Annotated in this window: 2 protein-coding genes; both read right to left on the bottom strand. The window is 76.3% G+C overall.

Annotated features, from left to right (window positions below):
• Window positions 1-850 (bottom strand): tetratricopeptide repeat protein (locus tag HUW36_RS31795; protein WP_174531445.1); only part of this gene is annotated, 850 nt, incomplete at its 3' end.
• A 42-nt stretch (window positions 851-892) separates the two neighbouring features.
• Window positions 893-1,375, bottom strand: coding sequence for a 2-C-methyl-D-erythritol 2,4-cyclodiphosphate synthase (gene ispF / locus HUW36_RS31790; RefSeq protein WP_174531444.1), 483 nt, complete (start codon window positions 1,373-1,375; stop codon window positions 893-895).
• Window positions 1,376-2,026 lie beyond the last annotated feature (651 nt).

Here is a 2,026-nt window from a genome sequence, read left to right as displayed (position 1 = left end):
TCGCGTCCCGCAGCCCGGGCAGCCGGGCCGCGGGTCGCCCGAACAGCAGCCCGGCACCGACGGCGGCCAGCACCGCGAGCAGACGGGACGCGCCCGGGGACGCCGGGGCCAGCACCGCCACCAGTACGGCGGCGCCCAGCGACCAGCCGGCGGCGGACAGCAGCAGCCGGCGCAGCCCGGCGTCCTCGGTCCGGGCCGGATCGACCCGGGCCGGAGTCAGGTCGACCACCTCGGTCAGGTCCTCCAGCGTCGCGGCGTACCGGCGCCGCTCCAGCCGGACCACGCCGGTGTCCTGCCGCGCCCCGGTCAGCTCCGGGTCCAGCCGCAACGCCTCCCGGTAGGCCCGTTCGGCCAGGTCGAACAGCTCCAGCCGGACCGCGACCAGGCCGAGCACCAGGTGCGCCTCCGGCTCGTCCGGCGCCAACTCGACACCGCGCCACGCCGCGTCCAGCGCCGCCTGCCCGTTCCGCGAGGCGGACAGGATCGCGGCGGCGCTGCGCTGCGCGTACGCGTCGGCCGGGCCGAGCGCCAGGATCCCGTCCGCGGTGGCCGCGGCGGCCTTCCAGCGCTCCAGGTCGAGCAGCGCGAGACCGCGTGCCACAAGCGCCGGGACGGTGTCCGGCGCGGCCGTCAGCGCCGTCTCGGTCGCGGCGAGCGCCTCGGCGGGACGGTCGGCGGCGAGCTGCATCCGGGCCAGCATGGTCAGCGCCTCCAGATGCGCGGGCTGCGCCGCGATCAGGGCGGTGAGCTCGTCGATCCCCTCGTCGTAGCGGCCCAGTTCGGCGAGGAGGTGGGCACGCTGCAGGTAGCCGTCGGCGGCGGACTGGTCGGGGGCGGCGTCACTCGGCATCCCGCCGAGCGTAACCGCCGTCACCCGGCCGCGCGGAACGGGTCAGTCGGCCGGCGCCTCGTAGACCAGGGCCACCGCGATGCCGGTCAGGCCCTCACCGCGCCCGGTGAAACCGAGGCCGTCCGTGGTCGCCGCGGACACCGTCACCGGCGCGCCGACCGCCTCGGAGAGCACCCGCTGCGCCTCCGCCCGGCGCGGGCCGATCTTGGGCCGGTTGCCGATCACCTGGACCGAGACGTTGCCGATCCGGAAGCCCGCGGCGCGCACCCGGCGGGCACTCTCGGTCAGCAACGCCACCCCGGACGCGCCGGCCCACTCCGGCTGGTCCACGCCGAAGTTCGCGCCCAGGTCACCGAGACCGGCCGCGGAGAGCAGCGCGTTGCAGGCGGCGTGCGCGGCCACGTCGGCGTCCGAGTGACCGGCCAGGCCGTCCTGCTCCGGCCAGTGCAGGCCCGCGACCCAGCAGGGGCGGCCGGCCTCGAACGCGTGCACGTCGGTGCCGACGGCCACCCGAGGAACGATCATGACCAGAGGGTACGCGGGCCCGTCGCGCCGCCGGCGGGCCTACCGGTGGTCACATCCGAACGAAGAGCGCCCCGGAGCCGGGAAGATCTTGGAAGCGAACGGCCCCTACAGGGGCCGTCTCCTACCAAGATCTCGAGCGGCGGCGGCAGTCAGGGGGTGAGGGTGAGGAGGTGTTCGGCGAGGGCCAGGTCGAAGGGGCGGGTGATCTTCAGGGCCAGCTCGGAACCCGGCACGCAGACCACCGTGACGCCCTGCTTCTCCACCAGGCCGGCGTCGTCGGTGAGCGGATCCCCGGCCGCCTCGTGCGCGGCGGCGAGCACCGACCGGCGGAAGCCCTGGGGCGTCTGCACCGCCCGCAGCGCGGACCGGTCGACCGTGCCGAGCACCTGTTCGGCGGCGTCGACCTCCTTGACCGTGTCGACCACCGGCAGCACCGGGATCACCGCGTCGCGCCCGTCGCGGACCGCCGCGGCCACCGACTCGACCAGGTCGGGCGGAGTGAGCGCGCGGGCCGCGTCGTGCACCAGGACGATCTCCGGCCCGGCGGGCACGGCCGCGAGGGCGGCCGCCACGGACGCCTGACGCTCGGCGCCTCCGGGCACCACGGTCACCGGCGCGACCGGAGAGATCGGAAGAGCGTCGTGTAGGGAA

The sequence above is a fragment of the Micromonospora maritima genome (assembly GCF_902825405.1).
GTDB classification, from domain to species: Bacteria; Actinomycetota; Actinomycetes; order Mycobacteriales; family Micromonosporaceae; genus Micromonospora; species Micromonospora maritima.
This window is presented reverse-complemented; position numbering and strand designations above follow the sequence as displayed.